Annotated in this window: 20 protein-coding genes; 13 read left to right on the top strand and 7 right to left on the bottom strand. The window is 73.2% G+C overall.

Annotated features, from left to right (window positions below; translation table 11 throughout):
- Positions 1–37: 37 nt before the first annotated feature.
- Positions 38–3,196: a glycoside hydrolase family 84 protein gene (locus IE180_RS11405; RefSeq protein ID WP_190156695.1), complete on the bottom strand. Its 3,159-nt coding sequence runs from the start codon at positions 3,194–3,196 to the stop codon at positions 38–40.
- Between the two features lie 318 nt (positions 3,197–3,514).
- Between IE180_RS11405 and IE180_RS11400 the strand changes: the two genes are divergently transcribed.
- The 3 genes from IE180_RS11400 (at position 3,515) to IE180_RS11390 (ending at position 6,227) form a co-directional block, all read left to right on the top strand.
- A complete protein-coding gene (locus IE180_RS11400) occupies positions 3,515–3,715 on the top strand; it encodes a hypothetical protein (protein WP_190156694.1) in 201 nt (66 codons plus the stop codon).
- 1 nt (position 3,716) lies between these two features.
- Positions 3,717–5,777 carry a 4-alpha-glucanotransferase gene (malQ, locus tag IE180_RS11395; RefSeq protein ID WP_190156693.1) on the top strand — a complete coding sequence of 687 codons (2,061 nt, stop codon included), beginning with the start codon at positions 3,717–3,719 and terminating at the stop codon, positions 5,775–5,777.
- A gap of 222 nt (positions 5,778–5,999) precedes the next feature.
- A complete protein-coding gene (locus tag IE180_RS11390) occupies positions 6,000–6,227 on the top strand; it encodes a hypothetical protein (RefSeq protein ID WP_030685064.1) in 228 nt (75 codons plus the stop codon).
- A gap of 125 nt (positions 6,228–6,352) precedes the next feature.
- Here IE180_RS11390 and IE180_RS11385 read toward each other — a convergent pair whose 3' ends face one another.
- Entirely contained in the window at positions 6,353–6,859 is a 507-nt protein-coding gene (locus tag IE180_RS11385) for a MarR family winged helix-turn-helix transcriptional regulator (protein ID WP_190156692.1), read from the bottom strand.
- 163 nt (positions 6,860–7,022) lie between these two features.
- Between IE180_RS11385 and IE180_RS11380 the strand changes: the two genes are divergently transcribed.
- The 4 genes from IE180_RS11380 to alc all read left to right on the top strand — a co-directional run bounded on the left by IE180_RS11380 (position 7,023) and on the right by alc (position 11,112).
- A complete protein-coding gene (locus IE180_RS11380; protein ID WP_190156691.1) occupies positions 7,023–7,985 on the top strand; it encodes an EamA family transporter in 963 nt (320 codons plus the stop codon).
- A gap of 5 nt (positions 7,986–7,990) precedes the next feature.
- The gene (locus tag IE180_RS11375) at positions 7,991–8,932 is read left to right on the top strand and encodes a DMT family transporter (RefSeq protein ID WP_190156690.1); all 942 of its coding nucleotides are present in this window, start codon (positions 7,991–7,993) and stop codon (positions 8,930–8,932) included.
- A gap of 45 nt (positions 8,933–8,977) precedes the next feature.
- Entirely contained in the window at positions 8,978–9,904 is a 927-nt protein-coding gene (locus tag IE180_RS11370; protein ID WP_190156689.1) for a LysR family transcriptional regulator, read from the top strand.
- 83 nt (positions 9,905–9,987) lie between these two features.
- Complete coding sequence (gene alc / locus IE180_RS11365; protein WP_190156688.1) at positions 9,988–11,112, top strand: allantoicase; 1,125 nt, start codon at positions 9,988–9,990, stop codon at positions 11,110–11,112.
- A 138-nt stretch (positions 11,113–11,250) separates the two neighbouring features.
- On the opposite strand, the gene pepN is transcribed toward alc, so the two are convergent.
- The 3 genes from pepN to IE180_RS11350 form a co-directional block, all read right to left on the bottom strand.
- Complete coding sequence (pepN, locus tag IE180_RS11360; RefSeq protein ID WP_190156687.1) at positions 11,251–13,827, bottom strand: aminopeptidase N; 2,577 nt, start codon at positions 13,825–13,827, stop codon at positions 11,251–11,253.
- Positions 13,828–13,878: 51 nt separating this feature from the next.
- Entirely contained in the window at positions 13,879–15,063 is a 1,185-nt protein-coding gene (locus IE180_RS11355; RefSeq protein WP_190156686.1) for a TerD family protein, read from the bottom strand.
- A gap of 81 nt (positions 15,064–15,144) precedes the next feature.
- A complete protein-coding gene (locus IE180_RS11350) occupies positions 15,145–16,161 on the bottom strand; it encodes an aspartate-semialdehyde dehydrogenase (RefSeq protein WP_190156685.1) in 1,017 nt (338 codons plus the stop codon).
- Between the two features lie 149 nt (positions 16,162–16,310).
- On the opposite strand from IE180_RS11350, the gene IE180_RS11345 reads away from it, so the two are divergent.
- The 5 genes from IE180_RS11345 to IE180_RS11325 all read left to right on the top strand — a co-directional run bounded on the left by IE180_RS11345 (position 16,311) and on the right by IE180_RS11325 (position 19,424).
- Positions 16,311–16,838 carry a sigma-70 family RNA polymerase sigma factor gene (locus IE180_RS11345; RefSeq protein ID WP_190156684.1) on the top strand — a complete coding sequence of 176 codons (528 nt, stop codon included), beginning with the start codon at positions 16,311–16,313 and terminating at the stop codon, positions 16,836–16,838.
- Positions 16,839–16,840: 2 nt separating this feature from the next.
- Positions 16,841–17,548 carry a hypothetical protein gene (locus IE180_RS11340; protein ID WP_190156683.1) on the top strand — a complete coding sequence of 236 codons (708 nt, stop codon included), beginning with the start codon at positions 16,841–16,843 and terminating at the stop codon, positions 17,546–17,548.
- Positions 17,549–17,663: 115 nt separating this feature from the next.
- A complete protein-coding gene (locus IE180_RS11335) occupies positions 17,664–18,434 on the top strand; it encodes a hypothetical protein (RefSeq protein ID WP_190156682.1) in 771 nt (256 codons plus the stop codon).
- Between the two features lie 86 nt (positions 18,435–18,520).
- The gene (locus IE180_RS11330) at positions 18,521–19,045 is read left to right on the top strand and encodes a hypothetical protein (RefSeq protein ID WP_190156681.1); all 525 of its coding nucleotides are present in this window, start codon (positions 18,521–18,523) and stop codon (positions 19,043–19,045) included.
- Positions 19,046–19,049: 4 nt separating this feature from the next.
- Complete coding sequence (locus IE180_RS11325) at positions 19,050–19,424, top strand: hypothetical protein (protein WP_190156680.1); 375 nt, start codon at positions 19,050–19,052, stop codon at positions 19,422–19,424.
- A gap of 68 nt (positions 19,425–19,492) precedes the next feature.
- Here IE180_RS11325 and IE180_RS11320 read toward each other — a convergent pair whose 3' ends face one another.
- Both IE180_RS11320 and IE180_RS11315 read right to left on the bottom strand, forming a co-directional pair.
- Positions 19,493–22,813 carry a S8 family serine peptidase gene (locus IE180_RS11320; protein WP_190156679.1) on the bottom strand — a complete coding sequence of 1,107 codons (3,321 nt, stop codon included), beginning with the start codon at positions 22,811–22,813 and terminating at the stop codon, positions 19,493–19,495.
- A 194-nt stretch (positions 22,814–23,007) separates the two neighbouring features.
- On the bottom strand, positions 23,008–23,550 hold the full coding sequence (locus IE180_RS11315) for a CGNR zinc finger domain-containing protein (protein WP_190156678.1): 543 nt from the start codon (positions 23,548–23,550) through the stop codon (positions 23,008–23,010).
- Positions 23,551–23,679: 129 nt separating this feature from the next.
- On the opposite strand from IE180_RS11315, the gene IE180_RS11310 reads away from it, so the two are divergent.
- Positions 23,680–24,135, top strand: a complete 456-nt coding sequence (locus tag IE180_RS11310; protein ID WP_190156677.1) for a VOC family protein — start codon at positions 23,680–23,682, stop codon at positions 24,133–24,135.
- Positions 24,136–24,146: the final 11 nt, after the last annotated feature.

The raw sequence follows: 24,146 nt of genomic DNA, 5'->3' as shown, positions 1-24,146 counted from the left end.
GGGGCTTCCGCCGGCACGGTACGGAGCGGCGCGCGCCTCAGGGGGCGGGCCGCTCCTCCGGCGCGTCCCCGGACGGCGTCTCCGGTGCCTTCGGCGTCGCGGACGCCTCCGGCTCCTTCCGCTCCTCCGGCTCCTTCCGCTCCCCGGCCCCCTTCCGTTCCTTCTGCGGGGCCACCGCGTACGTCTCCACCGACCAGAGCGAGTAGCCGAAGCGGGTCGCCCGCGCCTCCCCCTGGACCCGCAGGAAACGGGTGTCCGCCGCGTCCATCCGGACCGACTCCCGGCCGCCCCTGCCGTCCGCGACGGTCGCCGCCGTCCGCCAGACCCGCCCGTCGGCGGAGACCTGGACCCGGTAACGGGAGGCGTACGCGTCCTGCCAGTGCAGCACCACCTGCCCTATCCGTTCCGGCCGGGGCAGCTCCAGCTGCCACCAGGCGCCGTCCTCCGCCGGCGAGGACCAGCGGGTCGCCGGATCGCCGTCCACCGCCGAGGAGGCCGGGAAGTCCGGGGTCTCGTCGCCCGAGGAGGAGGCCCTCGCCGCCCGCGCCAGGTCCGGGCCCGCCGTCCGGGGGAAGGCCCGGACCGTCAGGATCCGCTCCTCGCCCGCGAAGGACACCGGCACCCGGTACGAACCGGCCGGCACGCCCGCCGCCACCGACACCTCCAGGGGGACGCCGGTCCGCGCGCCGCGCTCCACCACGGCCCGCGCCGGCAGCCGCACCGCGATCCCCTTCGGGGCCCTCGCCGTCAGCGCCCCGCGCACCTCGCCCGCGCGGCGGCCCGTCAGCTCCAGGTCCACCCGCTGCGCCGGGCCGCCGATCTCCGCGTCCGTCTCCGTCCGGGCGAGCGCGAGACCGACCCGCGGCCCGTCCGCGAACCACGGCACCAGCGAGCGGACCCCGGGAGCCGGACCGTCACCGCTCCACACGACCCGCAGCGCCTCCGCCGTCAGCCCCTTCAGCTCGGTCTGCGTCCACCCGGACGACGACAGCGGGCCGAGCGGCCGCCAGCCGCCGCCCGGGACGTACGCCTCCACGCGCGCGTCCCCCCGGCCGCCGGCCCCGCCCGGCTCGGCCATGACCGTCACGGCCTCCACGGGCCGGGCCCGGTCGAGCCGCACGGTGTACGAGCCGGGGGCGCGGTCGACCCGGGCCGCCGGGGCCCGGTCGGCGCCGGTCCAGGCCGCGGACTCCGCCACCGCGCGCGTGAGGAACGGATCGAGGACTCCCGGGCCGACCGTCACCCGGCTCGCCTCCAGCTCCTTCCGCCGCTCCTCCAGGTCCAGCTGCGCCCGCCAGGCCGCCGCGCCGTCGCCGCGCGCCTGGGCGAGGAGCATGTCGACCGCCGCCTCGCCCGCCCGGCCGTACCGGGAGAGCTGCTCCAGCCAGGGGCCCGTCTCGTCGTCGAGGGTGCCGTCGGCCGCGGCCGCGAGCCCCTCGGGGGCGCGGCGCATCGCGGTGAACGCGGCCCGCAGCCCGCGCGCCGCCTCCTCCCGCGCGGCGGCCGTGCCGGTGCCCGTGCGGGACGCCCAGAACGCGGCCAGGAGCGGTTTCAGGTAGGCCGACTCGCCCGACGGGTCGAGGATCGACGAGGCGCCGTTCCCGGCGAGCGCGCGCAGCGCCTCGCGGGCGGCGGGGTCTGGCCCCGCCAGGTCGTCCACCGCGGCCCGCCAGGACTCCCGGGGCCGGTAGCCCCTCGGGTTCCAGGCGTAGTCGGCGGTGGTGAAGAGCGGGACGCGGGAGGCCGCGGGCTGCTCCATGGCGTGCGCGAGGAAGGCGGCGGAGCCGGCGGCCACGGCGGGCTCGCGGCCCGTGGAGGGGCCGAGGAAGAGCCGGTCCTGGGCGTAGTCGTTGACCGGGTAGTTGTCCATGGTGACCAGCGGGTGGTCGCCCAGCGCCGCGCGCGCGCCCGCCAGTTCGCGGCCCGTGATCGTGCGCGGGACGACGCCGACGCCCGTCCACGCCACCCGCACGTCCGCGTCGAGCGCCTCGGCGAGCTTCGTCCGGTACGCGCTCGCGCCGTCCTGGTAGTACTCCGTCGGCATCACGGTGAGCGGCTCGGCGTCCGGGTGCCGCTCGGCGAGCCGCCGGGCGACGGCGTTCGCCACGCGCGCGTGGGCGGTGGCCGCGGCCTCCGGGCCGCGCCCGAACTCGTCGGCGTCCCGGTCGCAGTGCCACTCGTCGTAGGACGCGTCCTGGAACTGGAGCTGGAAGGAGCGCACCCCGAGCTCCCACATCGCGTCCAGCTTCCGCGTCAGCGCCGTCACGTCGCCGTCCGAGGCCAGGCACATGGACTGGGCGGGCGCCACGGCCCAGCCGAGCGTCACGTGGTTCGCGCGGGCCCGCTCGGCGAGCGCGCGGAACCCGTCCCGCTGCGCGGCCGGGTAGGGCTCGCGCCACTGCGCCTGGCGGTACGGGTCGTCCCCGGGCGCGTACAGATAGCGGTTCTGCTTGGTCCGGCCCAGGAAGTCCAGCTGGGCGAGCCGCTGTTCCAGGGTCCAGGGGCGGCCGTAGAAGCCCTCGGTGATGCCGCGCTCGGCGGTGCCGGGCCAGTCGCGGACGACGACGCCGGGGATCTCCCTCCCGGTGCCGAGGAGCTGACGCAGCGTCTGCACGGCGTGGAACAGGCCGTCCTCGCCGACGCCGTCCAGGACGACGGTGTCCCGCCCCTGGAAGCGGCCCGTCGCGAGCCGGTAGCCGCCGCGCGGGAGGTCGAGCCGCTCGGGGACGCGCAGGGCGGTCAGGGCCTCCTCGGCGCCCTCGCCGGAGGGCCCGGCGGCCCGCAGGACCGGGCCCCGCCCCGGCAGGCCGGTGTGGACGGTCCGCACTCCGGCGGCCCGCAGCAGCGCGCGCAGGGCGGCGAGGGCGTACGGATCGGCGTCGGCGTCGGCGAGCAGCGTCACCTCGTCCCCGAGGCGTACGGAGGGCCCGGCGGCGGTCAGGGACTGCGGCCGGGGCCAGACGGCGGCCGGGGCCGAGCCGGTGGTGCCGGCCGGGGGCGGGGCGGGAGCGGCGGGGGAGCCGGGAGCCGTGGGAGCGGCCGGGGAGGCGGGGGCCGTCGGTGTTGCCGGGGCCGTCGGGGTCGCGGGGGTCTTCGGGGCCGCCTGCGCCGCGCCCGGCACCGCGCCGCCGAGGAGACCGCCGATGACGGCGGCGGCGACGGCCGTCGCGGTGCGCTTCCTGCGCCCGAGGTGCACGGACGGTCTCCCTTCGGCCGGGGTGGGGCCTGCCTTCAGGGTCGGGCCGGGCTCGCGGGGCCCGGGCCCCGCTCCCTGATCCGGCCCGATCCGGAAGACAGGCCCCCGGCGACTCCGCCGGTTGGTCACGAGTGGGTCACGAGCCCACCACCCGTCGTACAGGGGTGTCAATGCGCGTGGCCGATGTGTCGGCTTTGCCCGGCGAGCCGTCGGCGAGGTGACGCCATTTCGCCACGTTCCGCCGGTAAAACGAGGTGCGCTGGGTAGGGCTCTGTCATTGCCCAGGCCCAACCTGTCGAGACGAACCGGGAGACCCCCGTGACCACGACCGCCCGTCCCCTCGGACGGATACGCGTCCCCCAGCAGTCGGCACCGGCCGGTGAGCCGCTGACCAGCGAGCCGCCCCTGCCCGACGCCTCCCCCCTCACCAGCGAGCCGCCGCTGGCCGTGGCGGCACCCCTGACCAGCGAACCCACCGCCCCCGGCAGCGCGGGCGGCCCGGAGTCCCCCGGAGTGTGAAGTGACCCTGGCCCGTCTCGCCGCCCGTCACGGCGTCGCCACCGCCTACAGCCCGTCCGAAGGCGTCACCGTGCCCGTGCCGGACGCCACCGTGGTGGCCGTCCTCGCAGCCCTGGGCGTCGACGCGGCCGGTCCCGAGGCGGTCGCCGCCGCCCTCGACGCGGCGGAGCGGGCCGACCGGGAGCGCCTGCTGCCGCCGACCCTGATCCGGTGGCAGGACGGCGAGCCCGCCCGGCCGCCGGCCGACCTGCCGTCCGGCACCCGCCTGCGGGTCACCACCGAGGACGGGTCGGTGATCACCGGCCGGGACTGGTCCGGGCTGCCGCTCGGCGTCCACACGGTCGAGGCCCAGGCCCCCGACGGACGCGCGGCCACCGCCACCCTGATCGTGAGCCCCGCGCGCGTGCCCGGTCCCGGGCGCCGGGCCTACGGACTGCTCGTCCAGCTGTACTCGCTGCTCTCCACCCGCTCCTGGGGCATGGGCGACCTCGGCGACCTGCGGGAGCTCGCCACCTGGGCGGGCCGTGTGCACGGCGCCGGGTTCGTCCAGGTCAACCCGCTCCACGCGGGCGTGCCCGGGGCGCCGAGCGACCCCTCCCCGTACCGGCCGTCCTCGCGCCGCTTCCCGGACCCCGTCCATCTGCGGATCGAGGAGGTCCCCGAGTACGCCCTCGTGGGGCCCGAGCGCCGCGAGGAGCTCGACCGGATCCTCGCCGAGGCTGCCGAACTGCGCGAACAGGTCCTCGACAAGGGCGCCCTGATCGACCGGGACGCCGTCTGGGAGGTCAAGCGGCGGGCCCTGGAGCTGGTGCTCGGCACCGTGGAGCCCGGCCCCGGGCGCCGCGCCGAGTTCCACGACTTCCTCGCCGAGCGCGGCCGGGCCCTGGAGGACCACGCCACCTACCAGGCCCTCGCCGAGCGGCACGGCCCCCACTGGCGGAGCTGGCCCGAGGAGCTGCGCGCGCCGCGCACCGCGGAGGCCGCCGTGTGCGCCGATCCCGACCTGGCCGCCCGGGTCGACTTCCACTGCCGGCTGGCCTGGCTGACGGACCGGCAGCTCGCCGACGCCGCCGCGGCCGCCCGTGAGGCCGGCATGGGGATCGGGATCGTCCACGACCTGGCGGTCGGCGTCCACCCCGAGGGCTCGGACGCCTGGGCCGGGCAGGAGGCCTTCGCGGCCGGCATGTCGGTCGGCGCCCCGCCCGACGCCTTCAACTCCCGGGGCCAGGACTGGGGCCTGCCGCCCTGGCGGCCCGACGCCCTCGCCGCCGCCGGCTACGCCCCGTACCGGGGACTCCTCCGGGAACTCCTCCGCCACGCGGGCGCGCTGCGCATCGACCACGTGATGGGCCTGTTCCGGCTGTGGTGGGTGCCGGAGGGCCGCGAGCCCACCGAGGGCACGTACGTCCGGTACGACGCCGAGGCGATGCTCGCGGTCCTCGTCCTGGAGGCGCACCGCGCCGGTGCCCTCGTCATCGGCGAGGACCTCGGCACGGTCGAGCCGGGCGTGCGCGAGGAGCTGGCCCGGCGCGGGGTGTTCGGGACCTCCGTGCTCTGGTTCGAGCGGGACTGGGAGGGCACCGGCCGGCCGCTGCCCGCGGGGGAGTGGCGCGCGGAGTGCGTCGCCACCGCCACCACCCACGACCTGCCCTCCACCGCCGCCCGGCTCTCCGGCGAGCACATCGGCCTGCGGCACCGGCTCGGGCTGCTCGCCGGCGACCTGGAGCGCGAGCGGGCGGCGGACGCGGCGGAGACCGCCGAGTGGCTGGACGTCTTCGAGCGGAAGGGGCTGCTGCCGGAGGGGCCGGGGGACGAGGAGGCCGAGATCAGGGCCGTCCACCGGTTCCTGCTCGCCACCCCGGCCCGGATGGTCGGCGTCTGGCTGCCGGACGCGGTGGGGGACCGCAGACCGCAGAACCTGCCGGGCACCTGGGACCAGTACCCCAACTGGCGGCTGCCCCTCGCGGGTCCGGACGGCCAGCCGCTCACCCTGGAGCGGCTGGCCGCCTCGCCCCGGGCCCACGGCCTGCTGCGCGAGCTCCGGGCCGGGACGGAGGCCTGAGAACGGACGGAGGCCCGGGAACGGACGGAGGCCCGGGAACGCCGCCGGGAAGGCCCCGGACGCCGGTACGGACGCCCCGGACGTCCGTACGGCGCCCCCCGGCGGCCGCGGACGTCCGTACGGCGCCCCCGGGCGCCCCGTGGACGCCCGGACGGTGCCCCCGGGCGCCCGTACGGCACCCCCGGGCGCGCGGCCCGTTCGGGTGTTCGCTACGTTTGCACCGTGGACAAGAAGAACGCACTGCGCGCCGGCTCGCTCGCGGCCGGTACGACGCTGATGATGCTGCTGATGTCGTCCCCGGCACTCGCGAACGCCCGCGACGACGGCGACGACCCGGCCCCCAAGCTGAGTGTCGTCGAGACCCTCGGCCTGTACGTGGCGGCGCCGCTGGTGCTGTTCCTGGTGATCGCCGGCCTGGTGATGGTGCTCGACAAGTCCAAGAAGGCGTAACCGCCTCCGAGATCTCCACCGAGGGCGCCGCACGGTACGAGGTACCGTGCGGCGCCCTCGCGCGCGTCGGCGCCCTCTTCCGCGGGGGCCCCCGCGCGCGGGGCCCTTCCCGCCGTCCCGTCGCGTCACACGGTGGTCGCGAGCAGCTTGCGCAGCAGTCCTGCCAGCTGGTCCGCCTCCTGGTCGGTGAGCGCGGCCTCCAGGGCGGCCCGCTGTTCCGCGAGGCCGGCCCCGACGGCCTGGTCCACCAGCTCCTTGCCGCGCTCGCTGAGGGTGACGCGCAGCCCGCGCCGGTCGTTCGGATCGGGGCTGCGGGTGAGCAGCCCGGCCTTCTCCAGCTTGTCCAGGCGGCCGGTCATGCCGCCGGTGGTGATCATCAGCGTGGCGGTCAGCTCGCGCGGCGAGAGCGTGTAGGGCTCTCCGGACCTGCGCAGGGTCGCGAGCACGTCGAACTCCCCGAGCGCCATGCCGTAGGGCGCGTACGCCTTGTCCACCCTGCCGCGCATGGCGTTGGACAACCGGTAGATGCGGCCGAAGACGGCCATCGGCAGGGTGTCCAGGTCGGGGCGGACGGCCGCCCACTGGTCGGTGATGGCGTCGACGGCGTCGTGGCCGGGGGTCTGCGTGTTCATGTCCTCAGTGTTCCCCTCTCCCCACCTCGATCGCAAGCAAGTCACTTACGAGAAAGTCTCTTATGAAAAAGCCTCTTGCCAGGAAGTAGCTTAGTGGTAAGTTAATCACCACGAAGCCAGTCGGCGCCCGCCGCTCCGGCGCTCCACCGCAGGGGGAACCGTCATGTCCCGCAAGGCAGCAGTCACCGCGCTCACCGCCCTCGCCCCGATCTCCTGGGGCTCCACCTACTTCGTCACCACCGAGTTCCTGCCGCCCGACCGGCCGCTCTTCACCGGCCTCATGCGCGCCCTGCCCGCCGGCCTCGCCCTCCTCGCCCTCACCCGCAAGCTCCCGCAGGGCGCCTGGTGGTGGAAGTCCGCGGTCCTCGGAGCCCTCAACATCGGCGCCTTCTTCCCGCTGCTCTTCCTCGCCGCCTACCGGCTGCCCGGCGGGGTCGCCGCGGTCGTCGGTTCCGTCGGCCCGCTCTTCGTCGTCGGCCTCGCGGCCCTCTTCCTCGGCGAGAAGCCCACGGTGAAGGCCCTGCTCACCGCCGTCACCGCCGCCTTCGGCGTCAGCCTCGTCGTCCTCAAGGCCGGAGCCGCCTTCGATCTGATCGGCGTGGGGGCCGGACTGCTCTCCTCGCTCTCGATGTCCGCCGGCATCGTCTTCACCAAGCGCTGGGGCCGCCCCGAGGGCGTCGGCGCCCTCGCGGTCACCGGCTGGCAGCTCACCGCAGGCGGCCTGGTCATCCTGCCCATCGCCTTCCTCGTCGAGGGCGCCCCGCCGGCCCTGACCGGCACCAACCTGGCCGGCTACGCCTACCTCGCCTTCGGCAACACCGCGATCTCGTACTTCCTCTGGTTCCGCGGCATCGAGCGGCTCAGCGCCTCCTCGGCCACCCTCCTCGGCCCGCTCTCGCCGATCACCGCGGCCGTCATCGGCTGGGCGGCCCTCGGTCAGGCCCTCGGCCCGGTGCAGGTCCTCGGCATGGTGATCGCCTTCGGCGCCACCCTGGCCGGCCAGCTGGGTCCCCGCGCCCCCAAGGCCCCCGAGAAGGCCGCGGTCGAGACCGAACCGTTCAGCCCTGCTGAAGGAAACGGTCAGGAAGTTTCGATGGACCTGGAGGTTCCGGCGGTGCGACGGTAAGGGGCATGAGCCTGGACACCGCCCGCAACCCCACCGGAGCCACCGCCACGAACAGCGCACCCACCGAGAGGCCGGCACCCGCCAAGGGCGCCGGCCTCGGCGTGCTCCTCGCCCTCCTCGCCACCGTCGTCTGGTCCGGCAGCTTCGTCGTCGCCCGCGCCCTCCACGACACCGTCCCCCCGGTCCAGGCCGCCTTCTGGCGCTGGATCGTCGCCCTCGTGGCCGTCGCCCCCCTCGCCGCCCGCGAGACCTGGCGGCAGCGACACCTGATCCGCCGTCACCTCCGCTTCCTCACCCTCGCCGCCCTGCTCGGCATCACCGTCTACAACACCCTGGTCAACCAGGCCGGGACCGCCACCTCCGCCGGCAACATGGGCATGATCATGGCCGCCTCCCCGGTCCTCATGGCCCTCTTCGCCCGCCTCGGCGGCAACCGCCTCGGCCCGCGCCGCACCACCGGCATGCTCATCGCCTGCGCCGGCGTCGTGCTCCTCGTCAGCAAGGGCTCCCTCGCCCCCGACCTCGCCACCGGCGACCTCTGGGTCATGGCAGCGGCCCTCTGCTTCGCCGCGTACAGCGCACTCCTCAAGCGCCGCCCCGCCGAACTCGGCGGCCTCGCCCTCCTCTTCACCACCTTCGCCCTCGGCGCCCTCATGCTCCTCCCGGCGTACGGGGCCAGCCTCGCCGTCCAGGGCGGCTTCGAGCCCACCACCGGCACCGTCGGTCCGCTCGTGTACGTCGGCGTGCTCTCCTCCGCCGTGGCCTTCTTCGCCTGGAACAAGGCCGTCACCCTGATCGGCGCCGCCCGCGCCGGGATCGTCTACTACCTCCAGCCCGTCTGCGTCGCCCTCCTCTCGTACGCCCTCCTCGGCGAGCGGTTCGGCCTCCTCGGCGGCGCGAGCGCGGTCCTCATCCTCGGCGGTGTCGCCATGAGCTCCACCCGCTAGCTCCCGGCCCCACCCGAACAGGGCGAGCCCGGATAAGTTGCGCCCATGACCGAGTGGGACATCAAGAAGCTCCAGATCCTCCGCACCCTCCGCGACCGCGGCACCGTCACCGCGACCGCGGAGGCACTGCTCATGACCCCCTCGGCCGTCTCCCAGCAGCTCACCAACCTCGCCAAACAGCTCGGCGTGCGGCTCCTGGAGGCCCAGGGGCGCCGGGTCCGCCTCACCGACGCCGCCCATCTGGTGCTGCGCCACGCGGAGGTCGTCTTCGCCCAGCTGGAACGCGCCGACGCCGAACTCGACGGCTACCTGCGGGGCGAGGCCGGCCAGGTGCGGGTCGCGGCCTTCCCGACGTCCGTGCCCGCGCTCCTCGTCCCCGCCGTGCGCCAGCTGCGGACTGCCCACCCCGGGCTCGACGTCCGGATCCGGGAGGCCGAGGCCGCCGAGGCGTACGAGCTGCTCACGGCCGGCGAGGTCGACCTCGCCCTCTCCCTCGCCGCCCACGCGCCCTCCGCGCGCGACCCCAAGTACAGCCGGGTCCCGCTGCTCGCCGACCCCCTCGACGTCGCGCTGCCCGCCGACCACCCGCTCGCCGACGCCCCCGGCCTGCGGCTCGCCGACCTCGCCGCCGAACCCTGGATCTTCGGGGGCTCGGGGCCCTGGTCCGAGATCACCACCGCCGCCTGCGAGGCCGCCGGCTTCGTGCCCGAGCAGGCCCACAGCGCCTCCGGCTGGACCGCGATCCTCGCCATGGTCGAGGCGGGGATGGGGATCGCGCTCGTGCCCCGGATGGCCTCCGCGGACCGCCGGAGCGGGACCGGGGTCGTCATGCGGGTGCTCTCCGCCGACCAGCCGCGCCGCCACGTCGTCGCGGCGGTGCGGAGCGGGGCGGAGGAGGGCCCGGCGGTGGCCCGGGTCCTCGCCGCGCTCCGCCAGGCGGCGGCGGGCCGCGAGACCGTGCAGCAGAACTGACCCGCGACCCTTCAGCAGAACTGAACGGCATCGTCGAAAACATTCGATGGACCGGGACGCGCGAGCGGCGGGAAGCTCGATCCATGAGCAGCCTCGACGCGAACCAGGACCCGCACGCCAACGACGCCGCCCCCTACGCCGGCGGGGACCCCTACGCCGACTACCGCACCGGTGACTTCCCCTTCACCGAGCTCGTCGACCTCGCCGACCGCCGCCTCGGCGCCGGGGTCGTCGCCGCCAACGACGAGTTCTTCGCCGAGCGGGAGAACCTCCTCGTCCGCGAGCGCGCCGCCTTCGACCCGGAGCACTTCGGCCACAAGGGCAAGATCATGGACGGCTGGGAGACCCGCCGCCGCCGCGGGGCCGACGCCGAGAACGTCTTCCCCGCCCCCGAGGACCACGACTGGGCGATCGTCCGCCTCGGCGCCCCCGGCGTGATCCGCGGAATCGTCGTCGACACCGCCCACTTCCGCGGCAACTACCCGCAGAAGGTCAGCATCCAGGCCACCGCCGTCGAGGGCTCGCCCGGCCCCGCCGAGCTGCTCGACGCCAAGTGGGAGGAGCTCGTCCCGCCGACCCCCGTCCGCGGCCACGCCGCCAACGGCTTCGCCGTCGACGCCGAGCGCCGCTTCACCCACGTCCGGCTCTGCCAGCACCCCGACGGCGGCGTCGCCCGGCTCCGCGTCCACGGCGAGGTCGTGCCCGACCCCGAGTGGCTGGAACTCCTCGGCACCCTCGACCTGATCGCCGTGCTCAACGGCGGCTCGTACGAGGACGCCTCGGACAAGTTCTACTCCTCGCCCACCCAGATCATCCTGCCCGGCACCTCCCGCAAGATGGACGACGGCTGGGAGAACCGCCGCCGCCGGGTCCGCGGCACCAACGACTGGGTCCGCTTCAGGCTGGTCGCCCAGGGCGCCGTCCGCGCCGTCGAGATCGACACCGCCTACCTCAAGGGCAACTCGGCCGGCTGGATCGCCCTCCAGGGCCGCAACGGGGACAACGGCGAGTGGTTCGAGATCATCCCGCGCACCCGCCTCCAGCCCGACACCCTGCACCGCTTCAAGCTGCCCGCCCGGGCCGTCGTCACCCACGTCCGGCTCGACGCCTTCCCCGACGGCGGCGTCGCCCGGATGCGGCTCCACGGAACGCTCACGGAACAGGGCGCGGCCGACCTGCGCGCCCGGTACGCGGCCCTCGGCGGCTGAGCCGAAGACCCGCACGCTTCCGCCCGGCGGCACGGCCGCGCGCCGACGCCCGCCCGCCGGGCGGACTCCAAGCGCGGAGAAGGGGCGCCCCCGTGGGGGAGGGCGCCCCTTCTCCGTACGACCGGCACTACACCGGCACTACTTCGCGGCCGCCGCGTCCGCCGCCCGCGCCCTCAGGGCGCGCTCGACGCCCGCGCGGGACTCCGTCACCATGCGCCGCAGCGCCGGGACCGGGTCGTTCGCGGCGATCCACGCGTCCGTCGCGTCCAGCGTCTCCTGCGAGACCTGGAGCCTCGGGTAGAGGCCGACCACGACCTGCTGGATCATCTCGTGGCTGCGGGTCTCCGAGACGTGCTTGATCGACGCGAAGTACTTCTCCGCGTACGGGGCGAGCAGCTCGCGCTGGTCGGCCTGGACGAAGCCGCCGATGACGGCCTCCTGCACGGCGTTCGCCAGCTTGTCGTCCTCGACGACCGAGGCCCAGGCCTCCGCCTTCGCCGCCTCCGTCGGGCGGGCCGCGCGCGCGGTGGCCGCGTGCCGCTCGCCCGCCGCCGTGCGGTCGCGCTCCAGCTCGGCGGCGATCTCCGCCTCGTCGTAGACGCCGGTGGCCGCGAGGCGCTGCACGAAGGCCCAGCGCAGCTCGGTGTCCACCGCCAGGCCCTCGATCGACTGGCGTCCCTCCAGGAGGGACGCCAGCAGGTCCAGCTGCTGCGGGGTGCGGGCGGTCGCCGCGAAGGCCCGCGCCCACGCCAGCTGGTGGTCGCTCGCCGGCTCGGCCGCCTGGAGGTGCGCCAGGGTGGCCTCGGTCCAGCGGGTGAGCCCGGCCTCGCGCCACTCCGGTGCCGCGTACAGGTCGAGCGCGGCCTTCACCTGGCCCTGGAGCGACTGCACCACGCCGATGTCGGACTCCTTGGCGATGCCCGAGAGCACCAGGTCCAGGTAGTCGCGGGTGGCCAGCTCGCCGTCGCGGGTCATGTCCCAGGCCGAGGCCCAGCACAGGGCGCGCGGCAGGGACTCGGCGAAGTCGCCGAGGTGCGCGGTGACGTTCGCCAGGGACTGCGCGTCGAGGCGGACCTTGGCGTACGACAGGTCGTCGTCGTTGAGGAGGACGACCGCCGGGCGGGCCTTGCCGACCAGCTGCTCCACGGCCGTCAGCTCGGCCGCCGCGATGTCCAGCTCCAGGCGGTCGGTGCGGACCAGCTTGCCGGCCGCGTCCAGGTCGTAGAAGCCGATCGCGATGCGGTGCGGGCGGAGCACGGCCCGGCCCTTGGCGCCGGCGGGCAGCGCGGGGGCCTCCTGGCGGACGGCGAAGGCGGTGATGACGCCGTTCCCGTCGGTCTCGATCTCCGGCCGGAGGACGTTGATGCCGGCCGTCTCCAGCCACGCCTTCGACCAGGTCTTCAGGTCACGGCCGGAGGTCTCCTCCAGGGCGCCGAGGAGGTCGGAGAGACGGGTGTTCCCGAAGGCGTGCGCCTGGAAGTAGGCCTGCACGCCCTTGAAGAACTCGTCCTGGCCGACGTACGCCACGAGCTGCTTCAGGACCGAGGCGCCCTTGGCGTACGTGATCCCGTCGAAGTTGACGAGCACGTCCTCCAGGTCGTTGATCTCGGCCATGATCGGGTGCGTCGACGGCAGCTGGTCCTGGCGGTAGGCCCAGGTCTTCTCCGCGTTGGCGAAGGTGGTCCAGGCGTTCGGCCAGCGGGTGCCCGGCACCGCGGCCTGGCAGGCGACCGAGGTGTAGGTGGCGAACGACTCGTTCAGCCACAGGTCGTTCCACCACTCCATGGTGACGAGGTCGCCGAACCACATGTGGGCGAGCTCGTGCAGGATGGTCTCGGCGCGCCGCTCGTACGCCGCGTCCGTCACCTTCGAGCGGAAGACGTACTGGTCGCGGATGGTGACCGCGCCCGCGTTCTCCATCGCGCCCGCGTTGAACTCCGGCACGAACAGCTGGTCGTACTTGGCGAAGGGGTAGTCGTAGGCGAACTTCTCCTGGAACCAGTCGAAGCCCTGGCGGGTCACGTCGAAGATGTGGTCCGCGTCGAGGAACTCGGCCAGGGAGGGACGGCAGTAGATGCCCAGCGGGACGACCTGTCCGTCCTTCTCGTACGTCGAGTGCACCGAGTGGTACGGGCCGACGATCAGGGCCGTGATGTACGTGGAGATGCGCGGGGTCGGCTCGAAGACCCACACGTCGTTCTCGGGCTTCGGCGTCGGCGAGTTCGAGATGACCGACCAGCCGCTCGGCGCCTTCACGGTGAACTGGAAGGTCGCCTTCAGGTCGGGCTGCTCGAACGAGGCGAAGACCCGCCGCGCGTCCGGCACCTCGAACTGGGTGTACAGGTAGGCCTGGTCGTCGACCGGGTCGACGAAGCGGTGCAGGCCCTCACCGGTGTTGGTGTACGCGCAGTCGGCGACGACCTTCAGCTCGTTGCGGCCCAGGGCGAGGCGGTCGAGCGCGATCCGCGAGTCGCGGAAGACGGCGGCGACGTCGAGCGCACGGCCGTTGAGGACGACCTCGTGGACGGCGGGGGCGACGAGGTCGATGAAGGTCCCGGCACCGTCCTCGGCGGAATCGAAGCGGACGGTGGTGACGGACCGGTAGGTGCCGCCCTCCTGCGCACCGGTGAGGTCCAGTTCGACCTCGTACGCGTCCACGGTCAACAGCGCCGCCCGCTGCTGAGCCTCTTCACGGGTCAGGTTTGTCCCAGGCACCCGGCAACTCCTCGGTTTCTTGACGTTTGGGCCATCCTTCCACGGGCCGGCTCAGCGGCGCACGGAACACTTCCACGGTCCGTCACCGCTGATCCGCAGCAGTCCCGGCCCCGGCACCGGGGCGCTCACCCGGACCTCCCCGATCTCGTTCACCAGCAGGTCCTGCTCCTCGTCGTCGTAGAGCGGGTCGAGCGGCGGGGTGTGCTGGTGGACGGTGAAATTGGACTCCCCGTGGTGCGCGAAGTCGAGCACCCCCGCCGGCCCCTCGTAGATCACCAGATCGTGGGCGAGGCCCTCCACGTGGCCGTCGAAACGGCGCGCGTGGGAGAGCGGCAGCACCCGAAGCGTCCAGGGGGTGTCGGCCTCCACCCGCAGGGCCAGCGGGCGGGCGCGCGGGACGAGGGCGACGGTGCGCGCGCGTACGTCGTCCTCGTACGCCGTGAGCAGGTACTCCCCGGCCCGCCCGTACGCGTCGCAGGACTCGATCGTGGTGGACAGCGAGTGGTACGACTCGATCTCCAGGAGCACCCAGTGCCCCGCCGGAAGGTCCGGGTCGCAGTGGACGGTCCTCTTGCCGCGCCCCTGGTACACGGAGGGCCGGAACTCCCCGCCGTAGGGATCGGTCACCGGCACGGGCGGGGCGGCGGGCGGCGGGGGAGGGGGCGGCGGGACGTAGCCGGGGCCCGGGATCGGCGGCGGCGGGTACTCCACCACGATGCCGAAGTCCGTCGCGAGCCCGGCGAGCCCCGAGGCGTACCCCTGGCCGACCACGCGGAACCGCCAGCCGCCGTCCCGCCGGTAGAACTCGCCGAAGACGAAGGCCGTCTCCGTCGTCGCGTCCCCGATCGGGCAGTACGCCACGGGGGTGCCGGCCCCGTCCGTGACCAGCACGTCGAGACCGGGCACCTGCCCGAAGGAGCCCCCGTCGGCGGAGGCGGCGACCACCAGGCGCCCCACCTCGGGCTCCACGCGCGCGAGGTCCAGCCACAGCCAGTCCGCCGCCGGGCTGCCGGGCGCGCCGGGCGCCGACTTCCCCAGGTGCCGGACGGCCCCCGAGGGGTGCTCCGCGTGGTTGTAGAAGACCAGGTCGGCGTCGCCCCGCACCCGCTCCCCGGCGCCGAGGAGCAGCGCGGAGACGTCCACGTCGGGCACCCCGTGCCCGGTGCGCCAGCTGACCGCGACGTGAAGGGCCTGCGGGGGCACCGGGACGTTGGCCCCCTTGGATATCCGGGTCATGGGGGAACTCTGGCACGGCCGGGCACGCCGGAGGGGCGGCTCCCCACAACGGGGAGCCGCCCCTCCGGAGGGTGGCCGGGATCAGCCCTTGAGCTCGGCGGCGACGAGCTCCGCGATCTGCACGGCGTTCAGCGCCGCGCCCTTGCGCAGGTTGTCGTTGGAGAGGAAGAACGCGAGGCCGTTCTCGACGGTCTCGTCCACGCGGACGCGGCCCACGTAGGAGACGTCCTTGCCGGCCGCCTGGAGGGGGGTCGGGATCTCCGAGAGCTCGACGCCCTCGGCGTCCTTGAGCAGCTCGTAGGCGCGCTCGACGCTGATCGGACGCTCGAAGCGGGCGTTGACCTGGAGCGAGTGCCCGGAGAAGACCGGGACGCGGACGCAGGTGCCGGAGACCTTGAGCCCGGGGATCTCCAGGATCTTGCGGGACTCGTTGCGGAGCTTCTGCTCCTCGTCGGTCTCGAAGGTGCCGTCGTCGACGATCGAGCCGGCCAGCGGGACCACGTTGAAGGCGATCGGCCGCTTGTAGACGGCGGGCTCGGGGAACTCGACGGCCTCGCCGTCGAAGGCCAGCTGGTCGGCCTTCTCGGCCACGGCGCACGCCTGCGTGCGCAGCTCCGCGACACCGGCCACGCCCGAGCCGGAGACGGCCTGGTAGGTGGTGGCGACGAGCGCGGTGAGGCCGGCCTCCTGGTGGAGCGGCTTGAGGACCGGCATGGCGGCCATCGTGGTGCAGTTCGGGTTGGCGATGATGCCCTTGGGGCGGTCCTTGACCGCGTGCGGGTTGACCTCGGAGACCACCAGCGGGACCTCGGGGTCGCGGCGCCAGGCGGAGGAGTTGTCGATCACGACGGCGCCCTGCGAGGCGACCTTCTCGGCCAGGGCCTTGGAGGTGGCGCCACCGGCGGAGAAGAGCACGATGTCGAGGCCGGTGTAGTCGGCGGTGGAGGCGTCCTCGATGGTCACGCCGTCGACGACCTTGCCGGCGGAGCGGGCGGACGCGAAGAGCCGCAGCTCGTCGACCGGGAAGTTCCGCTCGGCCAGGATCTTCCGCATGACTGTGCCGACCTGACCGGTGGCTCCGACGATTCCGACCTTCACGGGGACTCCTCCGTACGCATGTGCAGGGTGCTGCCGGTCCATGATGCGTATGTCCCCGCCCACCTTGTCCAATCCATTGTCCAAGGGGCGGGACCGAACGTTTCGCACCGCTGCCGCGTCACAGGGGGGACGCAGAGGGAGGAGGCACGGTGGCGGTAGTGAGGAAGGCCCGGCGCGCCGGTTCGGGCGACCTGTTGGACGCGGCTCTCGTGGATCGGGTGAGGGCGATCCTGGCGCTGGGCGGGGTGCCGCACGCGGACCTTCAGGACGGTGTGCAGCAGGTGCGGCTGAAGCTCCTGGAGGCGCGGGCGGAGGGGCGTGAAGCGCTCAGGTCCCCCGCCGCCTGGTGCGCGGTGGTGGCTTCGAACATCGCCATGGACTGGCACCGGGAGCGCCGCCGCCGGGAGCGGCTCGACGAACGGCTGACGGCGCTGCGGCCGTGGGACACGACGCAGCCGGGCGGCGAGGAGGCCCGGGTCCTGTCCCTGTCGGTCGCCGAGGGACTGGACGAGCTGCCCCTCCCGCAGCGCCAGGTCCTGGTGCTGCGTTTCTACGCGGACCTCCCGGTGGCCGACATCGCGGAGGCGCTGGGAATCCCCGGCGGAACGGTCAAGAGTCGACTGCACGCCGCCGTGCGCGCCCTGCGCGCCCGGCTGCACACGGACGAGGTGGTGTGAGGGTGGAGAGGTACGAGCAAGACCCCGTGCGGCTGGTGGTCTTCGACGAGCCGCTGCCCGAGGGGGCCGAGCGGGACCCGGGGGTACGGGCGGCGTTCGACGACGTGGCGATCCTGCGCGAGCAGCTGGCCTTCATCGGCACGGCGCTGGCGGGAAGCGGAGACGGGGCCGAAACCGCAGCCGTCTCCCCGCCTCCGCGTCCCCGCTCCCGCCGCCGCCGCGTGCTGCGGCCGCTGCTCGCCGGTGCGGCGGCGGTGGCCGTCCTGGGGACGGGAGCGGCCTATCTGGTGGCCCACAACGGTGTGCCGGAGGGCGAGGAGCGGGCCAAGCCCACCGCCGAGAGCGTGGTGGCGTGTGCCACGGACATCGCCGAGGGGACCGTCGCGAAGGTCGAGCAGCTCGGTGGCGACGACGGGGTCCGGGTCGTCCTGACCGTGGAGCACGCGTACAAGCCGACGACCGCACAACCCCGTCTGGTCTTCACGGCCCAGGATTCCGGCGCGTCGTACTTCCGGACGGGCGCGCGCCTGCTCGTCCTCGTCTCCGGCCGTCCGGGAGAGGCGCCGGTCACCTTCCGTGAGGGCGACCGGCCGCCGGGGGATTTCGGAGAGGATGTCGGCAAGGTGCGTGATGGTCTTGAATACGGGCGTAAATGGGTGGAGAAGGCGTTGCCCGGATCCATCGGTATCGACTGCTCGGACCCCGGCTGATTCATTTGTCTGTTATTTGCCACCCCTTGACGTGGAGTTGAAGAGCCCTCTACGTTTCCCCCTGCTTGATCGCGAGTTGAACGAACCATTCTTTTCGGCTTAGGTGGGGGTTTTCGTGAGGAAAAGCAAGATGTCCGTTCCGGGGCGGATCGCGATGGCCTTTTCGGTCGTCGCGGTCGTCGGGGGGATCGCGGCATTCGGGAGTGCCGGCGGCAGTTCCGCCGCGACGGCGCATCGTGACACACACCCCGAGCGCATCATGTCCGGTCGGGAGGTGTTCGACTTCAAGAACCTCGGCGAACTGGTCGCCACCTCGCCGGTCATCGTGCAGGCGGAAGTCGTGGGCATCGCGCCGGGGCGGACCATCGGCAGCGTGGAGGACGGCGGGGTCGACCAGGCCCGGGACGTCACCCTCAAGGTGACCACCTCGTTCAAGCTGTATCCGTCCATTCCCCAGACAATTGTCATGGAGGAATGGGGCTGGGACGGTTCCGGGAACGGCTATCAGGTCGAGAATGTGACCTGGAGCCAGGTGGGCGACAAGGGATTTTATTTCCTGGAGCCCAGTGACGGCGCCGGCCGCTATCAGCTGGTGAACACCCAGGGAAGGGCTCTGGACAAGGGAGGCTGGCTGGAACTCTCGGCCGACCCGAAGTCCGCTTTCGCCACGTCGTTCTATTGGGACCCGCTGGATCTGGTCATGGAGCTGAAGCGGCTCACGGACACGAAGAACCCTCCGGCCGACCTGCCCTCGGCGCAGTCGGAGCCGACGGTCGTGACGGGCGACGCGGCGAACGCGCCGGCGCCTGCGGAGACGGAGGAGCCGATTCCCGGCGACTCCACGGCGGACGGTTCGGAGCCCACTCCCTACCCGTCCCCGAGCTGATGTCCCCGATCGTCCGTGGCGGCCCCGGTCTCCGCGGTGACCTCGGTGCCCGAAGCGACCTCCCCGACCTCAGGAAGCGAACGCCAGTGAAGTTCTCCCTCCCCCGGATCCCGGCCGTGCTCGCCGCCGCGGCCGCTCTCGTCCTCACCGTGCCGATGTCGGCCCAGGCGAGCCACGACGACAAAGGAACGGACCCCGACAACAGGAACCAGGCGGTGAAGGGCTTCAGCCTCACCGCGAACGGTTCCACCGCGATGGGCTACGGCAAGGCAGAGCTGGAGCGCAGTGTCATCACCACATCGTGGGGCGGTGGTGACATCGAGGTGTACGACGGTGCCTACGGTGACACGAAGTGGCACGGGCGGACCGACTGCACGAACTGGAACGCCCTCTGGACCTCGTGCGACATCATCCGGGTGCGTTTCAACACCTCGTACTCCAAGAGCCTGAACCAGTGGAAGAGCCTCGGCTGCCACGAGTTCGGCCACACGGGTGACCTGGGGCACAGGTACTCGTCGACCGACACCGACAACAACTCCTGCATGCGGATCGAGATCTGGCCGATGCATTACGACCAGCACGACCTGAACGCGATCGCGGCGGGGACGTGATCCCGTGCGCAAGGGAATCGTGACGGCGATCGTCACCGTGACCTCCGCGACCCTCGCCCTCACCGGGTTCCTGCTGACCCGGGACTCGGAGGAGGAGGCCTTCCGGAAGTCCGCCGAGGGCACCGCGTTCTGCAGGGAGGCGGCACCGCTCGACCTCCGGAAGACCGAGGAGCTGACCCCGCACAAGCGGCAGCACGTCATCGAGGACCTCGGCGAGCGTGCCCCGGAGGGCGTCGCTCCGGACTTCGAGCGGCTCAGTGCCTGGTACGAGCACGCGGAGCCGGAGCATGAGGAGGCGGCGCGGAAGTCGAGCTACGCCGTGGGTGAGTTCATCGAGAGGGTCTGCCCCGACATCAACATCGGAGGCATTCGCTCCTGAGAAGCGGGCCGAACGGAGGAGGGGCGGGCGCCCGCACGGGCGCCCGCCCCTCCTGTCGTGCCCGGGTGTTACGGGGTGACCGCGCCGATCAGGACGCTGCCGGTGCCCGCGACGGTGCCGCGCGCGTTGAGCAGCTGGACCTCGCCGAAGAACTGGCGTCCCTCGGGGGCCGCGCCCGCGACGACGACCTCGGCCGAGACCGGGGCGGTGGCGCCGTTGGCCAGGGTGACCGGCTTCGACCCGTCGACCTTCACGGAGCCGAGCGCGGACGAGTAGTACACGTCCTTGTAGTCGTACGTGGTGCCGCCCGCGGCCTGGACCGAGTAGCCGTCGATGGTGACGGTGTACGTGCCCGCGGCCGGGTTCGCCAGGGAGACGGATTCCTCCGAGTCGCCGTCCGCCGACTGGGCCACGGTCGCGCCGTTCAGCGTGACCGTGAGGTCGAGGTCGGCGGTCCGGTCGGAGGTGTTGCCGATCCCGATGTCGAGCCGCTCCACGCCCTCACCGATGGTGATGGTCCTGGTCTGCTTCTCGTGGTTCTGGATGGTCGGCGTCTCGCTCTTCTGCGAGCCGAGGGAGCCGCCCTTGAGGGTGCCCGCGATGCCCGCGAAGCGGTTGGTGACCTGCCACTGGACGGCGGCCGGGGTGCCGATCTTCGCCTCCGCGACCGTCTGCACGGCCGGGTCGAAGTCGGCGCCGAGGGCGGTGACGCCCAGGGTGTACGGGTTGTCCAGGTCCGGCGACGTGCGGCGGGACTCGACCTCGATCTCCCAGACGCCGGGCGTCGGGTTCGCGTAGGACCGCAGGTCCGGGCGGCAGGTGTTGGCCGGGTTGTAGTGCGGGTAGCACTGCGTGGTGGCGCTGTCCTCGATGCCCACGCCGTACGGGTGGATCGAGATGAAGCGGGTCTGGCTCTTCTCCTTCAGACCGCCGAGCGCGACCTCCAGCGTCTTGGCGCCCTTCGGCACGGTGACGAAGTAGGACTTGCTGCTGTTGCGCTGCACCGAGCCGGAGGCGGAGAAGCCGTAGCCCGGGGCGACCAGGTCGTCCGCGACGACCGAGGTGGCGAGGATCTGCTTGTCGACGCCCTCGGTGCGCTCGTCGTCGGCCTCCAGGATGACGCTGTGCACGCCGGAGGTGGCGGCGCGGGCCTGGAGCTTGACGGTGACCGGCTTGTTCAGCGGCAGGTCGATCTCGTCGTCGCCGAGGATGCGGAAGGTGCCGTCGTTGTACTTGAGGTCCAGCTCGTGCTCGATCGGCCGGTTCGGGCCGCTCGTGCGCGTGATGGTGACGTCGTAGACCCTCTTCTGGCCGACCTTGAGGCCGCCCTCGCGGTCGTACACGCCGGTGCCGGTGTGCGGGGCCGGGAAGATCACGGTGTCGACCGGGGCCTCGACCTTGTAGTCGTGGGCGGTGGCACCGTCCTTGATCGACTCCCAGGCCTCCTCGATGTCCATGAGGCCCGAGCCCTGCTCGTGCGCGGCGACACCGGGGATGCGCTTCGCGGTGGAGGTCAGCGCGGTCCGCAGGGTGAGCGGGGAGAGCGCGATGCCCTTCTGCTTCGCGGCCGAGATCAGCAGCGCGCTCGCGCCCGTCGCCTGCGGCGAGGACATCGAGGTGCCGTTGAGCATGCCGTAGCCGGCGGGCAGGGTGTAGCCCGCCTCGGCGACGCCGGCGCCCGGCAGCCAGGTCGGGATGGAGTTCACGGCCGAGCCGGGGGCGGTGATGGTCGGGGTGAAGCCGCCGTCCTCACGCGGGCCGCGCGAGGAGAAGGGGAACATGGCGTACTTCTTCTCGACGGCCGAGCCGTAGTTGGCGGCCCAGGTCGCCCGGGAGACGGCCGCGCCGACCGAGATGACCTTGTCGGCCAGGCCGGGGTCGCCGATCGTGTTGATGCCGGGGCCCTCGTTGCCGGCCGAGATGACCAGCTGGACGCCGTAGGTGTCGATGAGGCGCGTGTAGAGGCGCGAGCGGACGTTGTCGCCGTCGTTCTGCTGCGGCAGGCCGCCGATCGACATGTTGACGATGTCGACGCCGCGGTTGACGACGAGGTCCGTCATGCCCTCGGTGAGGGCGGTGTTGGTGCAGCCGCCCGACCAGGTGCACGCGCGCGCGGAGACGATCTTCGCGCCGGGCGCGGCGCCGTTCATCTTCCCGCCGAAGAGGCCGTGGGCGGCGGTGATGCCGGCGACGTGGGTGCCGTGCGCGGACTCGACGAGACCGATGTTGACGAAGTCGGCCTTCTGGCCGATGTAGGCGCCGCCCCACGGGTCGAGCTTGACGTCCTTGCGGATCTCGACGACGAACGGGGTGCGCTCGGCGACCTCCGTGGCCGGGTCGTCGGTACCGAAGTAACCGATCTGGTAGCCGTCCTTGTACGGCTTCATCGGCGCGTTGTCCGTGAAGTCGTTGTTCTGGTCGGTGTCCACGCGGACGGTCCCGGCGGCCGGGTCGTACAGCATGCCGAAGACGTCGGTGGTGTCGCCGTCCCGGTTGATGTCGCCCTTCGGGTCACCGCCCGCGGTCCAGGTCTCCTTGAAGCGGCTGAACTGGTACGAACCCGCGGGGGCCTTCCAGCTCTGCTCGGAGGCCGTGAAGACCGGGCCGGCGACCGGGGTGATCTGGGCGCGCCAGGTGTTGTCGCCCTCGGTCAGCGGGTCGGTGGCGGTCACCCAGTCGACGATCTTGCGCTCGCCGGTGGTGGTCGTCCGCAGGGCCGGGTGGCCGAGGTCGACGCCGGAGTCCAGGATGCCGATGGTCACGCCGCGGCCGTCGGCCTTGGGGTGTTCCTTGACGAAGTCGACCGCGCCCGTCTCGTACGAGGGGTTGTACGGGTTCTTCGCCGGGGTGTCCTTGCCCGGGGCCGGGTACGTCGTCGTGACGGTGGTGCCGGAGACGGCACCCGTCGCGGCGCCCGCGTCCGGCGTCGGGTCGTCCAGCACGATCTCGGCCTGGAGGTCGACGGACTGGACGGAGGAGAGCTGGGTGGCGGCCTTGATGGCGGCCGCGGCCTTGGCGGTCGGCAGGGTCGCGCGGACGTAGCCGAGCGCGTCCTGCTGCTTGCCGATCGAGGCGCCGGCGACGGCGTCGAGCTGGGCGGCGACCTGCTCGGTGGCGCCGGGGGCGGTGGCGACGAGGACGGTGACGTTCTTCTCGCCGCTCGCCTGGGCCTCGGTGAGCCGCTGGGCGTCGATGGCGCCGAGCTTGTCGGCCGGGTTCGAGGACTTGACCGGGGGAGTGGCCGCCGGGGCTTCGGTGGCGAGCACGGGCGCGGCACCGGTCGCGACGAGCGCGGCGACGAGTCCGGCCGCGGCGGCGATGCGGGCCGCGCGTCTGGGCCCGTGCGTCGAGCTTCCGGATATGGAGCTCTGGGTTTCGGGGGTGGTCATTTACATCCCTGTTGGTGAAAGGAGGGCGTCCGGATTCCGATACCGGATGACCGCTCAGCCTTTCGCAAGGGACAGGGGTTTGGGGAGAGTTGCCCCGGACCGGATTGCCGCCGCGGCACAAACCCGCCAGCGCCGTCGACGCGCCACGCGGGACGAACTCGCCCGTACGGGGGCGAGTCGCCGTGACGCGAGGGTCAGTTCTCCTTGGTCCGGGCGTAGTGGCGGGAGGCCTTGGCGCGGTTGCCGCAGGCCGCCATCGAGCACCAGCGGCGGGTGCCGTTCCGCGAGGTGTCGAAGAAGTGCAGGATGCAGGCCTCGTGGGCGCAGGCGCGGATCCGGTCGGGCGCCGTGCGCAGCAGGTCGAGGTAGTCGCGGGCGGCGGTCCAGCCGGGCCCCCGGGCGGGGTCCGCGAACTCCGCCTCCTCGCCGGGGCCCTCGACGGTGAGCGTGGCCCGGATGCGGCCGTGGCCGAGGACGGCGTCGACCCGCGCGACGGCGTCGGGGTCGCCGGGGCGGTCGACGAGCGCGGCGAGGGCGTCCCGGGCGGCGAGGGTGTGCCGGAGGGTGGTCGCGTCGGCGGTGAACCGCTCGGCCAGGCCGTTGGCGGCGAGCCAGACGGTGAGGCCCTCGACCTCCGTCAGCAGGTCGCGGCGGACGCCTTCCTCGTTCCAGCGGGTGTTGAGCAGGTCGAGGGAGACGGGCTCGCCGGTGAGCGGTCGGGGGTCGGTGGCGGTCATGGGGACACCCTCCTCGAGGAACTAACCCCTCAAGAGTACGTGAGCGGTTGACTCCCTCGTCGTCTAACCCTTAAAGTCGAAGTGAGAGGTTAGCCCAAGGGGGGCGGCCGCACCGGAGGAGGAACCCTCGTGTCCACGATCGGCACACTCGCCACCCACCACGTCGGCCTCAACGTCACCGACCTCGGACGCTCGCTCGCCTTCTACGGCGACGTCCTCGGCTTCGACGTCCTCGGCGAGGGCGAGGAGAAGGACAGCCGCTACGCCTTCCTCGGCCGGGACGGCCGCCTGGTCCTCACCCTCTGGCAGCAGGCCGAGGGCACCTACGACCCGGGCCGGCCCGGCCTCCACCACCTCGCCTTCGAGGCCGAGTCCGTCGAGCACGTCCGCGCCGCCGAGGCCGCGCTCACCGCGCGCGGCGCCTCCTTCGCGTACGAGGGCGTCGTCGCCCACCGCGAAGGCGCGGCCTCCGGCGGCATCTTCTTCCACGACCCCGACGGCACCCGCCTGGAGATCTCGGTCCCCAAGGGCACGGAGGGCGCGCAGGCCCCGTCGGAAACGGCCCCGACCTGCGGCTTCTTCTAGCCGACGCACCC

The organism is Streptomyces litmocidini (genome assembly GCF_014649755.1).
Taxonomy (GTDB): domain Bacteria; phylum Actinomycetota; class Actinomycetes; order Streptomycetales; family Streptomycetaceae; genus Streptomyces; species Streptomyces litmocidini.
Note: the sequence above shows the minus strand (reverse complement) of the source record. Positions and strands in the feature narration are given on the sequence as shown.